This window comes from Arthrobacter sp. B2060, from assembly GCF_059090445.1.
This window is the reverse complement of the sequence record NZ_JBNHFR010000005.1, coordinates 16,036-30,832: the sequence shown is the minus strand read 5'-3', so window position 1 is coordinate 30,832 and position 14,797 is coordinate 16,036. Positions and strand designations below refer to the sequence as shown.

At 67.7% G+C, this 14,797-nt stretch carries 12 protein-coding genes and 2 pseudogenes; 2 read left to right on the top strand and 12 right to left on the bottom strand.

Annotation, left to right across the window (positions count from 1 at the left end):
* Nucleotides 1–125: 125 nt before the first annotated feature.
* The 3 genes from groL to AC5RUM_RS10600 form a co-directional block, all read right to left on the bottom strand.
* Nucleotides 126–1,736 (bottom strand): chaperonin GroEL, encoded by a 1,611-nt coding sequence (gene groL / locus AC5RUM_RS10610; RefSeq protein WP_494034891.1) that lies wholly within the window; start codon nt 1,734–1,736, stop codon nt 126–128.
* An 84-nt stretch (nt 1,737–1,820) separates the two neighbouring features.
* Nucleotides 1,821–2,114: a co-chaperone GroES gene (groES, locus tag AC5RUM_RS10605; RefSeq protein WP_214837451.1), complete on the bottom strand. Its 294-nt coding sequence runs from the start codon at nt 2,112–2,114 to the stop codon at nt 1,821–1,823.
* A gap of 229 nt (nt 2,115–2,343) precedes the next feature.
* Complete coding sequence (locus tag AC5RUM_RS10600) at nt 2,344–2,754, bottom strand: hypothetical protein (protein ID WP_494034890.1); 411 nt, start codon at nt 2,752–2,754, stop codon at nt 2,344–2,346.
* Nucleotides 2,755–2,806: 52 nt separating this feature from the next.
* On the opposite strand from AC5RUM_RS10600, the gene AC5RUM_RS10595 reads away from it, so the two are divergent.
* Nucleotides 2,807–4,036 carry a THUMP-like domain-containing protein gene (locus AC5RUM_RS10595; RefSeq protein WP_494034889.1) on the top strand — a complete coding sequence of 410 codons (1,230 nt, stop codon included), beginning with the start codon at nt 2,807–2,809 and terminating at the stop codon, nt 4,034–4,036.
* A 17-nt stretch (nt 4,037–4,053) separates the two neighbouring features.
* On the opposite strand, the gene AC5RUM_RS10590 is transcribed toward AC5RUM_RS10595, so the two are convergent.
* A complete protein-coding gene (locus AC5RUM_RS10590) occupies nt 4,054–4,872 on the bottom strand; it encodes a shikimate 5-dehydrogenase (RefSeq protein ID WP_494034888.1) in 819 nt (272 codons plus the stop codon).
* A gap of 65 nt (nt 4,873–4,937) precedes the next feature.
* Complete coding sequence (locus AC5RUM_RS10585) at nt 4,938–6,374, bottom strand: glycoside hydrolase family 3 N-terminal domain-containing protein (protein ID WP_494035144.1); 1,437 nt, start codon at nt 6,372–6,374, stop codon at nt 4,938–4,940.
* Between the two features lie 448 nt (nt 6,375–6,822).
* Between AC5RUM_RS10585 and AC5RUM_RS10580 the strand changes: the two genes are divergently transcribed.
* Nucleotides 6,823–7,974, top strand: coding sequence for a glutamate--cysteine ligase (locus tag AC5RUM_RS10580; RefSeq protein WP_494034887.1), 1,152 nt, complete (start codon nt 6,823–6,825; stop codon nt 7,972–7,974).
* Nucleotides 7,975–8,010: 36 nt separating this feature from the next.
* Here the strand turns inward: AC5RUM_RS10580 and AC5RUM_RS10575 are convergent.
* From AC5RUM_RS10575 to AC5RUM_RS10545, 7 genes and pseudogenes are all read right to left on the bottom strand, one after another.
* Nucleotides 8,011–9,257: pseudogene (locus tag AC5RUM_RS10575) on the bottom strand (HNH endonuclease).
* 133 nt (nt 9,258–9,390) lie between these two features.
* On the bottom strand, nt 9,391–10,503 hold the full coding sequence (tsaD, locus tag AC5RUM_RS10570; RefSeq protein WP_494034886.1) for a tRNA (adenosine(37)-N6)-threonylcarbamoyltransferase complex transferase subunit TsaD: 1,113 nt from the start codon (nt 10,501–10,503) through the stop codon (nt 9,391–9,393).
* Between the two features lie 146 nt (nt 10,504–10,649).
* Nucleotides 10,650–11,078: pseudogene (gene rimI / locus AC5RUM_RS10565) on the bottom strand (ribosomal protein S18-alanine N-acetyltransferase); the annotation flags it as partial.
* Nucleotides 11,079–11,122: 44 nt separating this feature from the next.
* The gene (gene tsaB, locus AC5RUM_RS10560) at nt 11,123–11,794 is read right to left on the bottom strand and encodes a tRNA (adenosine(37)-N6)-threonylcarbamoyltransferase complex dimerization subunit type 1 TsaB (protein WP_400578894.1); all 672 of its coding nucleotides are present in this window, start codon (nt 11,792–11,794) and stop codon (nt 11,123–11,125) included.
* Nucleotides 11,794–12,339, bottom strand: coding sequence for a tRNA (adenosine(37)-N6)-threonylcarbamoyltransferase complex ATPase subunit type 1 TsaE (gene tsaE, locus AC5RUM_RS10555; RefSeq protein ID WP_494034885.1), 546 nt, complete (start codon nt 12,337–12,339; stop codon nt 11,794–11,796). The genes tsaB and tsaE overlap by 1 nt, the downstream gene beginning before the upstream one ends.
* Before the next feature lie 41 nt (nt 12,340–12,380).
* The gene (gene alr, locus AC5RUM_RS10550; protein WP_494034884.1) at nt 12,381–13,601 is read right to left on the bottom strand and encodes an alanine racemase; all 1,221 of its coding nucleotides are present in this window, start codon (nt 13,599–13,601) and stop codon (nt 12,381–12,383) included.
* A 58-nt stretch (nt 13,602–13,659) separates the two neighbouring features.
* A complete protein-coding gene (locus AC5RUM_RS10545) occupies nt 13,660–14,754 on the bottom strand; it encodes a carbohydrate kinase family protein (protein WP_494034883.1) in 1,095 nt (364 codons plus the stop codon).
* Nucleotides 14,755–14,797: the final 43 nt, after the last annotated feature.

The following is a 14,797-nucleotide window of genomic DNA, read 5'->3' as shown; positions in this document are numbered from 1 at the left end:
GGGCCGGCCGCAGAATCACCCTGAAGGACCGGGATTTCCACAGCAGGGATTTCCACAGCAAAAGAGCCGGCCCAGCGATGCTGGACCGGCTCTTTCCTGGCGTTGCCGCCGTGCGGGGCTGCAGCCTAGTGGCTGTGGCCTGCGTGCTCGTCTTCCTCGGCAGGCTTCTCGGCAACAAGGGTCTCGGTGGTGAGAACCAGCGCGGCAATGGAAGCCGCGTTGCGGAGGGCTGCACGGGTGACCTTGACGGGGTCGATAACGCCCGCTGCGATCAGGTCCTCGTACTCGCCGGACTTGGCGTTGAAGCCGTTGTTGGTTTCGAGTTCGGCAACCTTCGCCGTGACAACGTAGCCGTCGTGGCCGGCGTTCTGGGCGATCCAGCGCAGCGGCTGGACCAGGGCGCGGCGGACGATTCCAACGGCAGCTGCCGCGTCACCTTCAAGGGCCGTCACTGCCGGGTCCTCGTCGAGTGCCTTCAGGGCGTGGATCAGCGCGGAACCGCCACCGGCCACGATGCCTTCTTCGAGGGCGGCGCGGGTGGAGGACACGGCATCTTCGATGCGGTGCTTCTTTTCCTTCAGCTCAACCTCGGTGGCAGCGCCAACCTTGATTACGCCGATGCCGCCGGCCAGCTTGGCCAGCCGCTCCTGCAGCTTTTCCTTGTCCCAGTCGGAGTCGGTGCGGGTCAGTTCGGCACGCAGCTGGGCAACGCGTGCCTCTACGTCCTCGGCCGAACCGGCGCCGTCAACGATGGTGGTGTTGTCCTTGGTGACCGTGATGCGGCGGGCGGTACCCAGCACCTCAAGGCCGACGGAGTCCAGGCTGAGGCCCAGCTCCGGGGAGACAACCTGTGCACCCGTGAGGGTGGCGATGTCCTGCAGCATGGCCTTGCGGCGGTCACCGAAGCCCGGAGCCTTGACGGCAACGACGTTCAACGTGCCGCGGATGCGGTTGACGATCAGCGTGGACAGGGCCTCGCCCTCGATGTCCTCGGCAATGATGAACAGCGGCTTGGAGCTCTGCAGAGCCTTTTCGAGCAGCGGCAGGAATTCCTGCACAGCAGAGATCTTGCCCTGGTTGATCAGGATCAGGGCGTCCTCGAGGACAGCCTCCTGGCGCTCCGCGTCGGTGACGAAGTACGGGGACAGGTAACCCTTGTCGAACTGCATGCCCTCGGTGAGGACCAACTCGGTCTGGGTCGTGGAGGACTCCTCGATGGTGATCACACCATCCTTGCCGACCTTGCCGAACGCTTCGGCCAGCAGCTCGCCGACCTCGTCGCTCTGCGCGGAGATCGCTGCCACGTTGGCCACCTGGGTGCCCTCGACGGGACGGGCGTTCTCGAGCAGGCGTGCAGCAACGGCTTCGACGGAAACCTCGATGCCGCGCTTGATCTGGCCCGGAGCGGCACCTGCAGCAACGTTGCGCAGGCCTTCCTTGACCAGGGCCTGCGCGAGCACGGTAGCCGTCGTGGTGCCGTCGCCGGCCACGTCGTTTGTCTTGGTTGCTACTTCCTTGGCCAGCTGGGCGCCAAGGTTTTCGTAGGGGTCATCCAGTTCGACTTCACGGGCGATGGTCACGCCGTCGTTGGTGATCGTGGGAGCGCCCCACTTCTTGTCCAGCACGACGTTGCGGCCGCGGGGACCAAGCGTCACCTTGACCGTGTTGGCGAGCTTGTCGATGCCGGCTTCAAGAGACCGGCGGGCAGCGTCGTTGAACGCAAGCTGCTTTGCCATGGTTTGTCCTTTCAAGACAGAACCCCGTGCTGCCGACCGGTCTGATGAAAACAGACAGGATCAGCGGCACGGGGATCCAGAGAGTTACTTAACGACGATCGCCAGAACGTCGCGGGCAGACAGCACGAGGTACTCTTCGCCGCCGGTCTTGACTTCAGTTCCGCCGTACTTGGAGTAGATAACGACGTCGCCGATGGCTACGTCGACCGGAACGCGGTTGCCGTCTTCGAAGCGGCCGGGGCCTACTGCGACAACTTCGCCTTCCTGCGGCTTCTCCTGCGCGGAGTCCGGGATGACCAGGCCGGAAGCCGTGGTCTGCTCGGCTTCGAGCGGGCGGACAACAATACGATCCTCAAGAGGCTTAATAGAGACCGACACTCGGACCTCTCCTTTTCGTCAGCAAATTCATGGGCAGTAAAACTGTGGTGCCTTGACAGCAGACCGTCGTCGCGGTGCCGGCAGCAGCCAGGCTGGCAGTTCTTCTTGTGTTAGCACCCTCCTAGGGAGAGTGCTAATGATGACTCTATGTAAGGGGTTAGCACTCGGTCAAGGTGAGTGCCAGATGTTCATCTGCGGTGAACACGCCAAAGCGCCGAAAAGCCGCTGTTCACCGGCCGGCGAGGGCGTCGAACCCGACATCCTCTCCGCCGTCGTCGTCGCTTTTTGGCGAATTCTTACGCTGGCGGACCAGTACGACGGCGGCCCCCGCTGCGGTCAGGGCCGAGGCCACCAGGACCACCACGCCTCCGACGCGTGCGCCCGAATACAGGTCCCGGATCTGGCGGGCTTCGTCGGTCGCATCGTGGATGTCCTTGCCGCCCACCGAGTAGACGGTGGAGTTGAACGAATCCAGCAGGAAGATGATCACCAGCAGCACGAGGCAGACGATGGCCACAGCCACCCCGGCAATCAGCGCCGGGCGCGCATACCGGAACAGTTGCTGGTAGCGGGCGACATCGGCGGGGCTAGCGGGAGAACCGGCAGGCTGACCTTGGCTGGGAGTTGCACTGAAATCCATTCAGTCCACCCTATCGGGCAAGCGCGCCGGTCCCTCCACTAGGCTTGAAGGCATGTCTGACGCACCGCAGGACCAGATCGCACAGCTCCTCACCGAAGAAGGATGGCAGCTGCTGGCCTCGCTGGGGCCCTACCGCGAGGATGAGTCCTTCGCCCTTAATTCCAGCCTCCGGAAGGAGGGGCACTCCCCCGATCTGGTGTCGGCTGTGCTCACCCAGTCCAGGCTGCGGACCAGGGCCGAAGCCAAATTCGGCGAATTCGCCCGCCAGATGCTCTTCACCCAGGCCGGCCTCGAGCAGGCAACCAGGCTCAATGTGGCGGCCAGGCATGCCCAGCGCTTCGCTGAGGCGGGTATACGCCACGTGGCCGACCTCGGGTGCGGCCTGGGCGCGGATGCCATGGCGCTGGCGTCGCTGGATATCGCCGTCACAGCCGTGGAGGTCGACGAAACAACGGCGGCGTGCGCCACCATCAACCTCATTCCGTTTCCGCACGCCACAGTGGTGCATTCGGATGCGACTTCCGTTCCCCTCGGTGACGCCGACGGCGTGTGGCTGGATCCGGCCCGGCGCACCACATCCACGTCCGGGACCAAGAGGATCTGGGACCCGGAGGCCTTCTCGCCGCCGCTGTCGTTCGTGGAATCACTCGCGGCGTCCGGACTTCCTGTGGGCGTCAAGATGGGGCCGGGCATGCCGCATGATTCCATCCCGGCCGGCTGCGAGGCCCAGTGGGTTTCGGTGGGCGGCGACGTCACCGAGGTAGCGCTCTGGTTCAACGCCGTTGCCCGGCCGGGGATCCGGAGGGCCGCCCTGCTGCTCGGTCCCCAGGGTGCCGCCGAATTCACCAGTGCGGAGGATTTCGACGGCGGCCCTGCGGCGCCGGTCGGGCCGGTCCAGGGATACATCTACGAGCCCGACGGCGCCGTGATCCGAGCGGGTCTCGTGGCCGACCTGGCCGTGCAGTTGGGCGGGCACCTCGTGGACGAGCACATCGCGTACATCTGCGCGCCGGCAGCAGTGGACACCCCCTTCGCCCGCGCCTACAAGGTCCTGGAGGTCATGCCGTACAGCGTGAAGGGGCTCAAGGCCTGGGTGAAGGAGAACGGCATCGGCGTGCTGGACATCAAGAAGCGCGGCACGTCCGTCACCCCCGAGGAGCTCCGGAAGCAGCTCCTCCCGGCGGGCAAGGGCAGTGGAAAGAAGGCCGGCAAAAAGACAGCCACCCTGGTCCTCACCAGGATCGGTGACGAGCGGGTGGCCGTCTCCGTGGAACCGGTCTAGGGCTGCGGCGCCCGGTGCTACTGGGCGCGAACGAACGCCTCGGCGTCCCGCACCTGCTGGTCGGTGGGGCGGATACCGGTGTACAGGACGAACTGCTCGAGCGCCTGGATGGTGGCCACTTCCGCGCCCGTGATGACCTGCTTGCCAGCTTCCCGGCCGGCCTTGATCAGCGGCGTCTCTGGCGGCAGGGCCACGACGTCGAAGACGACCTTCGCGGCTTGGACGGCTTCGATGGGGAATGACAGCGAGCCGGCCTCGGCACCGCCGGCCATGCCAATCGGCGTGACGTTGATGATCATGTCGGCCGTGGCGTCGCCCAGCTCGGCACGCCACTGGAATCCGTAGAGGTCCGCGAGCGCCCGGCCCGCAGCCTCGTTCCGGGCGACGATCGTGACATTTTTGAAGCCGGCGTCCCGCAGGGCGGCTGCGGTGGCCTTGGCCATGCCTCCCGCGCCCCTGAGCAGCACCGAGGATTCGCTGGGAACGGCGTTGCGCTCCAGCAGCTGCTCGATCGCCGTGTAGTCCGTGTTGTAGGCGGTGAGGCGGCCGCCGTCGTTCACTATGGTGTTCACCGAGTCGATGGCCTTCGCTGACGGGTCCATGGCATCGACGAGGGCGATCACGTCTTCCTTGTAGGGCATCGAGACGGCGCAGCCCCGGATGCCGAGGCCGCGGACGCCGGCGATCGCCTGAGCGAGGTCGGTGGGCGCGAAAGCTTTGTAGATCCAGTTCAGTCCGAGCTGGTCATACAGGTAGTTGTGGAAGCGGGTCCCGTTGTTGCTCGGCCGGGCCGAGAGCGAGATACACAGGGTCATGTCTTTGTTCAGAATCGGCACCCCTCCATTAAACGGGCATTCGCCCCGGCGGGCGGGACGGTGAGGGAATCGCTGAGTGTCGCGTGTCAGCGGCAGCCGGTGCCCTGGCGGTAGCGCCCGACGGCGGCCGGCAGATTGCCGGGGGCCGTCGCCTTGCCGGCCAGCACGGCCAGCAGCGCCTTGAAGGCCCCCGGCGTCCGTCCGAAGAGTGCCACCTTCGTGGGCGCGGTTGAGCGGGCCAGCGGCCAGGGAGCATCGAGGGCCACGGCGATGTCTCCGCCCGCCGGGGCGCCGCCGTAACCGATGAGGCTCACCAGCGGGCCGGCACCAAGCGTGATGCCTGCCTCCCTAGCGGCCGCGGCAAAGTGTGCCCGGTCCTGGGCGGTGCCGCCGGACAGGCGGAGCCGGCCGGGCACCAGCGGCCCCCGGCACGGGCCCGAAAGAACGGTGACGGCAGCGGCAGATACCTTTGCCGAAACGCCCTCCGCGCTGCCCGGGGCGGCCCCGTGCTGCCGGGGAGCGGTGCGGGCGCGCCAGATCATCATGGTCACCACCCGGCGGGCGGCTTCCTCCAGCCGGGGCTGCGGAAGCCTGCCAGCCCCGACGGCGTTCACGATGGCGGAGTGGGCCGCGCTCACGTCGGCCGGCATCAGCAGGAGGTCCGCGCCGGCGGCAAGTGCTGCCGGGGCTTCGGATCCGCGGGGATACCGGGCGCTCACCGCCTTCATGTTCAGGGCGTCCGTGACGGCCACTCCTTTGAAACCCATCCCCCGCAGGGCTGCATAGCTTGCCTTGGACAGGGACGCCGGAACGCCCGGCTCAAGGGCGGGGACGGCGATGTGTCCGGTCATGATCATCGGGGAGCCGGCCGCGATGGCAGCCTGGAAGGGCCTCCAGTCCCGGGCCTTCAGCTGTGCCGTCGTCGCTGTCTGGACCGGCAGGTCCTTATGGGAATCGACGGTCACGGAACCATGACCGGGAAAATGCTTGACGGAGGACAGCACGCCGGTTGCCAGCATGCCTCGGGAGAAGCCGATGCTCAGGTTGCCCGCCGCCGTCGGATCGGACGACATGGAACGGGCGCCGATCGTGGGGTCGGCCGGACCGAGGGTGGTGTCCGCGGTCGGAGCGAAGTCCACGGTGAACCCAAGGCCGGCGAGTTCTCCGGCCAGGGCCTTGCCCGCCTCGGTCGCCAGCGGCACGCTTCCGGCTGCCCCGTAGCTCATGGGCGCCGGCCATCGGGTGAGAGGGACACCCAGCCTGGACACCATTCCCCCTTCCTGGTCCACGGCAATCAGCCCGGGCCACGTCCTGCCGCCGGATCGGGATGCCTCGCCCAGCCTCCGGGTGGCGGCCATCATGCCCCGCACGTCAACGTGCCCAGCGGCAGTGAGGGGCACGTTGTCGCCCATGATGATGGAGCCGGCAAGATGCAGCCGCTCCACGGTGGCGGCCTGGGTTTCGTGGTTGAGACCTGAGTAGAACGGCAGGAGCACCTGCCCGGCCTTCTCGCTCAGCGTCATTCGGCTCACGGCTGCCGCCGCCGCATCCTGATCACGTTGCTGCGGCCCCCAGCCCAGGGGCGCAGAACCCTTCCCGGCCGCAGTCTTCGGCGGGGCTGCCGGCCGCGGGGGTGCCGCCGTCGTCTGCTGTTGCCGGAAACTGGGCGTTGCCGGCGAACTGGGCGTCGCGGTGGAACCGGACGTTTCCGTTGGAGGCGACGGCGGTGCGGACGTGCAGGATGCCGACGCGAGCAGTACCGCCACAGCTGCTGCAGCCGCGGCTGGCCTGTTATTGGGTCTGTTGTTGGAGGGGTTGACGGAAGACGCTCTGTGAAAACTGTCACGCGCACTCTGTAGCCAGGCCATCATTCCGATGCTACCCCTGCACTAGACTTGAAAGACCGTTCGCCTGCCAGCCGTTCTGCCAGAAGCGGCCAGCAACCGGACAGCAGAAGAGCGAGAGGAACACATGAAGATTGATTTCGCTTCATCCCGGCAATCAACTCTTGGTGTGGAATGGGAACTCGCGCTGGTTGATGCGCAGACCGGTGAACTTGCCTCCGTGGCGAACCAGGTCCTGCGGGGAGTCGCTGCGAAGCACCCGGAACTGAACGAGGACGACGAGCACCCGCACATCAAGCAGGAACTGCTGCTGAACACGGTGGAACTGGTCACTGGGATCTGCGAAACCGCCGGCGAAGCGAAGGAGGACCTGAACAGGTCCCTTGCCGCCGTCCGTGAAGTCACGGACCCCATGGGCGTTGAGGTGTTCTCCGCAGGAAGCCACCCCTTCAGCCCTCCGCAGCTGCAGACGGTCACGGACAAGGAACGGTACGCCAAGCTGATCGACCGCACCCAGTGGTGGGGCCGCCAGATGGTGATCTACGGCGTCCACGTCCACGTGGGGATCGACCGGCGGGACAAGGTGCTCCCGGTCCTCGACGGCCTGGTCAACTACTTTCCGCACTTCCAGGCGCTGTCCGCATCGAGCCCGTTTTGGGGCGGCGAGGACACCGGCTATGCCTCCCAGCGAGCCCTCATGTTCCAGCAGCTGCCCACGGCCGGATTGCCCTTTCAGTTCCCCAGCTGGGAAGAGTACGAATCCTACGTCCAGGACATGTTTACCACCGGCGTGATCGACACACTTTCCGAGATCCGCTGGGACATCCGGCCGGTGCCGAACCTGGGCACCATTGAGATGCGCATCTGCGACGGCCTTGCGACCTTGGAGGAAGTGGGCGCCGTGGCCGCCCTCACCCAGTGCCTGGTCCACGAATTCTCCACCACGCTGGACAGCGGAGGCACCATTCCCACTATGCCTCCATGGCACGTCCAGGAAAACAAATGGCGTGCCGCGCGGTACGGGATGGAGGCCATCATCATCCTGGACGCGCAAGGCAACGAGCAGCTCGTCACCGACCACGTGCTCGAAACACTGAACCGGCTCGAACCCATCGCGGCAAAGCTCGGCTGCCCGGATGAGCTCGCCGACGTCGAGAAGATCATTAAACGCGGGGCCGGGTATCAGCGCCAGCGCCGTGTGGCCGCCGAAAACGGCGGGAACCTCCAGGCCGTGGTGCTGGACCTGGTGAAGCAGATGCGGAACGGCCCCACCGCCTAGCCAGGTCGTTACAGCTAAGCGGCGCCTCGCCCTAATTTAGGAGGCGCGAGGCAGCCGTTCTGATTGGCTGCTTCCCGGCAGCGGCGGTGCCGTGGAGTAGTAACTGTGCCCGGTGGGTGTCTGCACTTTGATCATGTGCCGCGGACCGGGCCGGGGCTGAGAGCTCCAGCCCGGGCTTTCTTTAGTGTGGTTGCACGCTTCGCACAGACCTGCGCCGTTGGCGAGAGTGGTCGTCCCGCCGCCGTGCCAGGGGAGGATGTGGTCGTGATGCCGGATCGGGGCGTCGCAGTGCGGGGTGCGGCAGGTGTCATCGCGGGCCTGAATGAACCGCCGCAGCCCGACTGGGAACAGCCGCGCCCGGGAGTCCATCGCGACCAGTTCCCCGTTCCGGGGGCGGTGTAGAGGCGGCGGAGCCAGACCGTGTGATCTCCTCCGGATCCGGATTTGCCCTTGTTGGACTCCTGCCCGCCCGCCAAGTCTCCTGCCTGGATCAGGGAGCGGGCCCAGCCCTGCGCGCCAGGCAGCAACGCGGTCAGATACGTCATCGTGTCCGGGGCCGGACGCAGGCTCACACACCGCTCCGCACTCGCGTGCCTGGCCCGCTGGGTCACCGAGCGGGGATCCCGCCGCTATGAGGCGGCCTGGGCCGCGGCCGCGATCGCCCGGTCCCCGACGCCATCAAAGGTTCCGGCGTCGGCGGCCAGTTCCTCATCGACCTCGCACCGGTCAGCCGCCGACAGGCAGGCCGTTTCCTTCACCAGCAGCGTGGCGCGCCATTCGTTCAGCCAGCCCGCCTCCAAGGCAGCCAGGGTGTGGTGCATCTCGGTCACCAAGGCTTTCGCCAGGCCCAGCAGCCGGGAGCCGCGGGCGGCCGGTGATTCGTGCCGTGCAAGCGCGATTTGCGCGGCCACGTCCTGGCCCCGCTCCGCTGCCGGGACCCCGGCGTCGGCCTGCGCGCGGCGCTGGGCAGCGTCGAAGGCGACAGCGATCCTCGCCTGCAAACCGGCGACCGCCGACTTCAGCTCTTCCAGCCCGCGCAACTGGTCGATCAGCCCGGCGCCGTCGGCCGCCAGCGGCACCGACCCCACCCCGGCAACCAGGTCCTCGACACTCAGACAAGAATCAGCGGCACCTTCGGCAGCGGCACGTTCAGCGGCACAGGACACGGCGGCACTGGGGAGAGGGGCAATCCGGTAAGTCGCAGCTGGAACGGCGGCACCGGGAAGGGCGCCACCACGTGGCGCCGCGGCCAGCTTCAACCGGGCTTCCCGATTGTCGTCCATAGACACAGTGTTCCAGCGACCCCTGACATTAAAGGGGGCCCGACATTCAAGACAACACCAGATACTCAGCGTGGACGGCGGGGACGGGCGCGACCTGGTCGTGGTCGGCGCTCCGTTCCCAACTGCTCCGGTGCTAGGCCCGGGCAACCGTTCTGACAGGCTCGGACGCCGGCGCTGACACGGTGGTCACAGGCATGGATGAATCCGGGGCGAAGGCGATGCCGCTGGGCTCAATCCCTGCCATCACCAGCTGCGCACCGAGGGCCGCCACCATCGCTCCGTTGTCCGTGCAGAGATCCAGCGGAGGGACGTGCAGCGTGATGCCTGCGGCGGAGCAGCGCTGTTCCGTGAGCTGGCGGAGCCGCGAATTGGCTGCCACGCCGCCACCCAGCAGGACGTTGGTGATGCCCTGCTCACGGCAGGCAAGGACGGCCTTGGACGTGATGACATCAACCACAGCTTCCTGGAACGCCGCCGCTATGTCCGCCACGGGGACGGGTTCGCCTTGCGCCTCGAACTGCTCCACACAGCGGGCGACGGCCGTCTTCAACCCGCTGAAGGACCAGTCGTAGCGGTGGGGGCCGGGCTCCTCGGCGGTGCCCATGTACTTGGGCTGGGTGAGTCCCCGCGGGAAGCGGATAGCCTTCGCGTTGCCCTCACGGGCGATCCGGTCAATGGCGGGACCGCCTGGGTACCCCAGGCCAAGGATCCTTGCCACCTTGTCGTAGGCTTCGCCGGCGGCGTCGTCAATCGTGGAACCGAGCATTTCGACGTCGTTAGTGATGCGTCCGATCCGCAGGATTTCGGTGTGGCCGCCGGAGACGAGCAGGGCGCCGAGATTCCCGGGCAGTCGGGCTCCGGCTTTGGCGTCCAGCAGGCCCACGCCCACGTGGGCCACGAGGTGGTTGATGGCGTACAGCGGCTTTCCCGTGGCCACGGACAGTGCCTTCGCCGCGCACACGCCCACCATCAGGGCGCCCGCCAGTCCGGGACCGGAGGTGACGGCGATGGCGTCGATATCGGCCAGGGTCACGTTGGCTTCGGCGAGCGCTGCCTGGAGCGTGGGCACGAAAGCATCGAGGTGGGCGCGGGAGGCGATCTCCGGGATGACTCCGCCGAACCTGACGTGTTCGTCCATGGAGGAGGACACAGTGTTGGTCAGGAGATCCGTTCCCCTGACGATCCCGACGCCTGTTTCGTCGCAGGAGGACTCAATGCCGAGCACGAGCGGCTGGGAACGGTTCATTGCTTGTCTGCCTCCGTGGGGGTGGTCTGGGCGTGCTGCCCGGCGTCAGGCTGTCCGGAGCCGGATTGGCTGGCCTCCCCGCGAACCGGGTCCTGGTGCACCGTGTCCTGGTGCACGATGTCCTGGTGCACGGCGAGGACATCGGCCAGCTCGAGCCTCATGATCAGGGCGTCGACGCCGTCGCGGTAGTACCTCCGCCGGACGTGGATCTGCTCAAATCCGAACCGCCGGTAAAGCTGCTGCGCACGGGGGTTGTCGGCCCGCACCTCAAGCAGCACGTCCGCTGCGCCGCGCCGCCGGCCCTCGCTGATGAGTTCCGTGAGCAGGGCGGTTCCGATACCCCTGCCTTCGTATTCCGGGACGACGGCGATGGTCTGGACGTCCGCGATCGGCTCGATGCACATCAGGCCGGCGTAGCCGACGATGCCGTCCGCTGCCTCTGCCACCAGGTAGCGTCGGGTCTCGGGCTGGGACAGCTCGTTCACGAACATCTCCAGCGGCCACGCGTCCACGGGAAAGAGCCGCACCTCCAGCGCATGGACTGCCGGAATATCGGCGGGCACCATGTCCCGCATCGATATGCCCGGGCCGATCAGCGGCTCCTGTCCGGACTGGCCGCTCACAGGGCACGCTTCCGCGGGCCGGGTACCTGTGCATCGGATTCACGGAGGTAGAGGGGCGTGGAGTCAGGGAGTTCCTCCCCTCCCGCCAGGCGCACCAGGGCGAACTGCCCCAGGTACAGCGCATCCGGCTGCTCCGCGCTGAAATCCGGGTCCGCCCGCAGGACGTCGGCGTAGAGGCCGGCACCGGCCCCGTAGGCAGGGAGGTCGGGAAGGTCCGAGGCGAAGCCCACGTGCGGTCCGTCCACAAGCCTGGGGAGCTGCCCCTCCTGCAGCGTGTACCGTGCCCAGTACACCTCTTTGCGCCGGGCGTCGGTGGCCACCAGGAACTCCCCCGGGGCGTCGGTGGACTCGGCCACTTCCAGGGCAACGGCGTCCAGGCTCATCAGCCCGTGCAGCGGCTTGCCCCAGGCAAAGGCAAGGGTCCTGGCGGTGGCGATCCCTGAGCGGAGCCCGGTGAAGGGACCAGGCCCGACGCCGACGACGATGGCGTCGATGTCCGCGCCCGTGACGTCGGCCTCGGCCAGCAGTTTCTCGATGCCCGGGGCGAGCACCTCGGCATGGCTGCGCGTGTCTTCGGTGGAAAAGCTGCCCACCACTCCTTCGAGTGCATCGTCGGAAACCAGTGCGGCACTCGCCACGGCGGAGGTATCGATCGCAAGGATGAGCATCAGGAGATCCCTTCGGATGCCAGGTTCAGGACCGGCTGGTCGGCCCAGCGGGGGCCGAAGCCGCGGATGATGATGGTGCGGGGCTCGTCGTCGTCCTCGGCGTCGAAGTCCAAAACGCCGTCCGTCTCCGGCGCCCCGACTGCCCCGTTTCCGGTTGAACGGTGAAGTTCCACCTCAAGGCGGCTGTCGCTCAGGTGCTCCACCCGGTCGCGCCCCCACTCCACCACGGTCACAGATGAGTCCAGCGTGTTTTCGAGGTCGATGTCATCAATTTCCGACGCCGATCCCAGCCGGTAGGCGTCCACATGGACCAGGTCGGGACCACCGGGATTCGGACCGTCGGGAAGGTTGGGATGGATCCTCACCAGCACGAATGTGGGCGAAATGATGCCCTCCCGCACGCCCAGCCCTTCGCCAAGGCCCTGGGTGAACGTCGTCTTCCCGGCGCCCAGCTCGCCGGTGAGGACCAGCAGGTCCCCCGCCCGAAGCACCTCCGCGAGGGCCGCGCCGAGCGCGTGGGTCTGCTCCGCCGTCGTAACTTTCATGTTCCGGACCCAGCGAGGCGGGTCAGAGGCTGCCGGCACGCTCACAGCGCCGGCGTTTCGTTGATGAACGTGCGGGGCACGCGGGGACTGATCCGGGTGACGATCTCGTAGTTGATGGTGCCCGCGGCGCGTGCCCAGTCGTCGGCGGTGGGGCCGCCGTCAGCACCGTCGCCAAAAAGCTGTGCCTCGGCTCCAAGGACACTGTGCCCGCCAGCGGAGACGTGCCGCGGACCGAGGTCGATCACCATCTGGTCCATGGCAATCCTGCCCACCACCGGGTAGGTCACGCCCTCCACGCGCACCGGGCCGCCGGTCGCCACGCGGGGCACGCCGTCCGCATAGCCGAGGGGGATGAGTCCCAGCGTGCTGGCACCGGAGGTGTGGTAGTTGAAGCCATAAGAAACGCCCTGGCCAGCGGGGACGTCCTTGCAGTGGGACACCACAGTGCGCAAGGTCATGGCCGGGCGGAGCCCCAGTTCGGCGGACGTCTGCCCCTCGAAGGGTGAGAGTCCGTAGATGCCCAGGCCCACACGGACGAGGTCAAAGTGCGTGTCCGGCCGGGACAGCGTGGCCGGGGTGTTCGCCAGGTGCCGGACTTCCGGGTCCACTCCGGCGTCCTCGGCGATGGCGAGTACCTCGCGGAAGGCCGCAAGCTGGTCGTCGGTTTCCGGCCGCTCGGGTTCATCGGCCACGGCGAGGTGCGAGAAGATGCCCACCACGCGCAGCAGGCCCTGGTCCTGGTATTCCACGGCTTCGCCCACGAGGCGGTCCCACACCTCCACGGGGGCGCCGTTCCGGCCAAGGCCGGTGTCCACTTTCAGGTGGACGCGCGCCGGGCGCTCCTGCTCCCGGGCGGCGGCAACGATCCGGTCCAGCTCCCAGCCCGAGCACCCAATGTCGACGCCGGCGGCCACGGCAGCGCCGAAGTTGCTTTCCGGCGTGTGCAGCCAGGCAAGCAGCGGCGCGTCGATGCCGGCCGCGCGGAGGGCGAGCGCCTCGGAGATGTGGGCAACGCCCAGCCAGCGGGCTCCCGCTTCAAGGGCGGCCCGGGCCACCGGTACGGCACCGTGGCCGTACGCGTCGGCCTTGACCACAGCCATGACGTTCGCAGGGGACGCGGCAGCGGCCAGCCTCCGGACGTTGTGCCGGATGGCCTCCAGATCCACGATGGCGGACCGTTCCTGGGAGGACCGCTCCTGGGAGAGCGGCGGCACCGGCCCTGCTGCCGGGGGGAGGTCTCCTGTTGCTGCGGGGTAATTCACTCTAGTGATTCTAGTGCTGGCGTCCGGGGCCGGATAATTCCTGCCCTGGGCGGCGGGGCTAGGCGTCGGACAGGTGCGCGATCGTGGCTGCCGCCCGCCGTTGGGCTTCCGGGGGCACATCCCGGACGATGTCGGACAGGAAGGCATAGCGGCGGAGCCACTGGCTGCCGCGGCGTTCCGGCCGGGCGTTCGCACGTTTCCACCAGTCGGCGATGTCACCCCAGCCCGGCGCGGCGAGCGAGCCGCCCACCTCCTGCACGGCGAGCGCGGCGCACAGGTTGGCGAAACGCAGCCGGTCCCCCAGCGGCCACCCCGCCAGGCAGCCGACGACGAACGCCGCGCCAAAGCAGTCCCCCGCACCGGTGGGGTCATACGCGGTCACCGGCAGTGACGGCACCCATTCCTCCTCGCCGCTCTCCGAGTCCACAGCCATGGCTCCCTGCTGCCCGAGCGTCACCACGGCCACGGGCACACGGTCCGCCAGTGAATACAGCGCGGCCCAGGGATTCTCCTTGCCGGTGAAGGCCATGGCCTCTCGCTGGTTGGGCATGAAGGCGTGGAAGTACTGCAGGTTTTCCAGGCGCGCCTGCGACCACTCGCCGCTGGGATCCCAGCCCACATCGCCGAAGAGCTTCACGCCCTCGGAGCGGGCCGCGAGCGCCCACGGTTCCATTTCGTGGCCCAGGTCCGCCACGGCCGCCAGCGCGGGTGGCGGCTGCTGCCCGATCAGCTCGGACGGCGTCACGGGAGCAGGGTGGCCGTGCGTCACCATGGAGCGGTCATGGTCCACGCTGAGGGAAACCGTCACCGGGGAGTGCCAGCCGGCAACGCGCCGGGACAGCGACAGGTCGACATGCTCCTGCCCGGCGAGGATCTTCCAGTTGTAGTCCCCGTAGCCGTCGTCGCCGAAGGCGGCCGCGAGCCCGGTCCGCAGGCCCAGCCGGGCCGCTGCGATGGCCTGGTTCGCCACGCCGCCGGGGCAGCTTCCCATTCCCTCGCTCCAGATTTCGGTCCCCGGCTGCGGCGCGTGCGGCAGCCCCGTGAAAATGATGTCCTGGAACACGGTGCCGGCCAGCAGCAGGTCAAAGCGACCGTCCGAGGGTGATCGGACGGCGGCGAGCGGATCGAAGCGGCCTGCGGGAATCGCATCCATGTTCGGCACACTACGCCGTGTGCTCCGGGGTTGGAACCCCGAA